General features: G+C 68.4%; 3 protein-coding genes. All 3 read right to left on the bottom strand.

The features are described from left to right. Positions 1 to 772 (bottom strand): methylisocitrate lyase (gene prpB / locus AC1D1S_RS20635; protein WP_476995390.1); only part of this gene is annotated, 772 nt, incomplete at its 3' end. Further along, positions 772 to 2,292, bottom strand: a complete 1,521-nt coding sequence (locus AC1D1S_RS20630) for an MmgE/PrpD family protein (protein ID WP_476995389.1) — start codon at positions 2,290 to 2,292, stop codon at positions 772 to 774. The genes AC1D1S_RS20630 and prpB, both read right to left, overlap by 1 nt. After that, the coding region (locus tag AC1D1S_RS20625; protein ID WP_476995388.1) for an FCD domain-containing protein at positions 2,285 to 2,540 on the bottom strand (256 nt) is incomplete at its 5' end. The genes AC1D1S_RS20625 and AC1D1S_RS20630, both read right to left, overlap by 8 nt.

Genomic DNA, 2,540 nt, shown 5'->3' with positions numbered 1-2,540 from the left:
TAATCGATTCCAGAGTACGCTCCGCAGCGCCCATGGCACTACGGAGCAGCGTCACCGGATAAATGACCATATTGACGCCGACGCCGGCCAGCTCCTCCACGGTGAACAAGGCACTCTGGCCGAATTCGGTCATGTTGGCCAGGATCGGGACGTCAACGGCATCGCGGATGGCCTGGAATTCGGCCAGGTCCTTCATCGCCTCCGGGAAGATCGCGTCCGCACCGGCCTCCACGAGCGCTTTGGCGCGCTCCTGGGCGGCCTCGAGCCCGTCCGTGGCGCGGATGTCGGTCCGGGCCATGATCAGGAAGTTCGGGTCGCGGCGGGCATCGGCCGCGGCCCGGATCCGCTTGGTGGCGGTCTCCAGGTCCACGACGTTCTTCCCGTCGAGGTGGCCGCAGCGCTTGGGGTTGAACTGGTCCTCGATGTGGCAGCCGGCCAGGCCGGCGTTCTCGAGTTCCTGGACCGACCGGGCCACGTTCATGGGCTCACCGAAGCCGGTGTCGGCGTCGACGATCGCCGGCAGGTCCGTCATCCGGGCGATCTGCCCGGCGCGGGTGGCCACCTCCGTGAGGGTGGTCAGCCCGATGTCCGGCAGGCCCAGGTCATTGGCGAGGACGGCGCCGGAAATGTACACCCCGGCGAAGCCCTTCTCCTCGATCAGCCGCGCCGAGAGCGGGTTGAACGCGCCGGGGAACTGGGCGATGGTGCCGGAGGCGAGGATTTCGCGGAACCGGATCCGCTTCTGCTCAGGTGTGACCTTCGAATACAACATTAGAAGAGTCCCTTCGGGGCGCCGGCGAGGTCGATCACGCCGTCGGCGGCCTGGATGTTCAGCTGGTCCAGCTCGCCGGCGGCGAGCTCGGGGAGCCGGGCGGCGGCGGCAAGGAAGCGCTCGATCTCCTCGTCGGCCACCAGGCCGGCGGCGAGGGTGCGGAACTTGTTGACGTACTGCTCCCGGGCGAACGGCCGGGCGCCCAGCGGGTGGGCATCGGCGACCGCGATGTCATCGGTGATGACCGTGCCGTCCTTGAGCGTGATCTCCACGGTGCCGCCGAAGGCCTTCTCGGCGATGTCCAGGGAGTGGTAGCGGCGGGTCCATTCCGGATCCTCGACAGTGCTGACCTTGTGCCAGAGTTCAACGGTGTCCGGGCGGGCAGCGCGTTCCGGGGCGTAGGAGTCAACGTGGTGCCAGGTGCCGTCCTGCAGGGCGACGGTGAAAATGTACGGGATCGAGTGGTCCAGCGTCTCGCGGCTGGCCGTGGGATCGTACTTCTGCGGGTCGTTGGCGCCGGAGCCGATCACGTAGTGGGTGTGGTGGCTGGTCTTGATCAGCACGGACTCGACGTTGGCCGGGTCCGTGACCTCGGGGTGTTCGCCGTTGAGCTTGCGGGCGAGGTCGATCCACGCCTGGGCCTGGTATTCGGCCGAGTGTTCCTTGGTGTACGTGTCCATGATGGCCCGCTTGGCTTCGCCGGCCTCCGGCAGCGGGACGGTGTAGGAGGCCTCCGGGCCGTCCAGCATCCAGGCGATCACGCCGTCTTCGCCCTCGTAGATCGGCACGGGGGAGGTCTGGCCGCGCATCGCACGGTCCGCGGATTCGACGGCCATCTTGCCGGCGAACGCCGGGGCGTGCGCCTTCCAGGTGGAGATTTCGCCCTTGCGGGACTGCCGGGTGGCGGTGGTGGTGTGCAGCGCCTGGCCGACCGACTGGAAGATGGTCTCGACGTCGAGGCCCAGCAGGGTGCCGATGCCGGCGGCGGCGGAGGGGCCGAGGTGGGCCACGTGGTCGATCTTGTGCTTGTGCAGGCAGATGGCYTTGACCAGGTTGACCTGGATCTCGTARCCGGTGGCGATSCCGCGGAYCARGTCCYGSCCGCTGGARCCGACGTGCTGGGCGACGGCCAGGAYCGGGGGGATGTTGTCRCCCGGGTGSGARTARTCSGCGGCCAGGAASGTGTCGTGGTAGTCGAGYTCACGGACCGCGACGCCGTTGGCCCAGGCAGCCCATTCGGGGGAGACGCGTTCCTCGATGCCGAAGACCTTGGCGCCCTTGCCGCCGGTGCTGGGGCCGTGGGTGAGGGCCTGGGCCCGGGCCGCGACGATCGGGGCGCGGTTCAGCGACGCGACCGCCACCGAGGCGTTGTCGATGATCCGGTTGATCACCATGTCGGTGACCTCATCGGTGACCTCCACGGGATCAGCGGCGACCTTGGCGATCTTGTAGGCGAGCTGGTCCTCGCGGCCCAGGTTTTCCTCGCTCTTGTAAACGCGGACGTGGTGTTCCTTAACCATGGTGCTCCCTTTGCTGAGGTGTATGGGTGGCTTTGACGTGCGAAAGACTGCGGTGCAGGTGAAGCGTGGTGGCGGCCTCGGCCAGGCGCGGGTTGCCGGCGGCGATCGCCTCGGCGATGGCCGCGTGCTCGGCGGCGGCGGCAGTAAGCCGGGCGGCGTCGTCGGCGGCCAGCCGGCGGACGCGCACGAGGTGGACGCGGAGGCTGCGCATGGCCTGGACGAGGTAGGCGTTGGAGATGGCAGCGTCG

The sequence above is a fragment of the Arthrobacter sp. P1_A5 genome (assembly GCF_056406825.1).
This window is presented reverse-complemented; position numbering and strand designations above follow the sequence as displayed.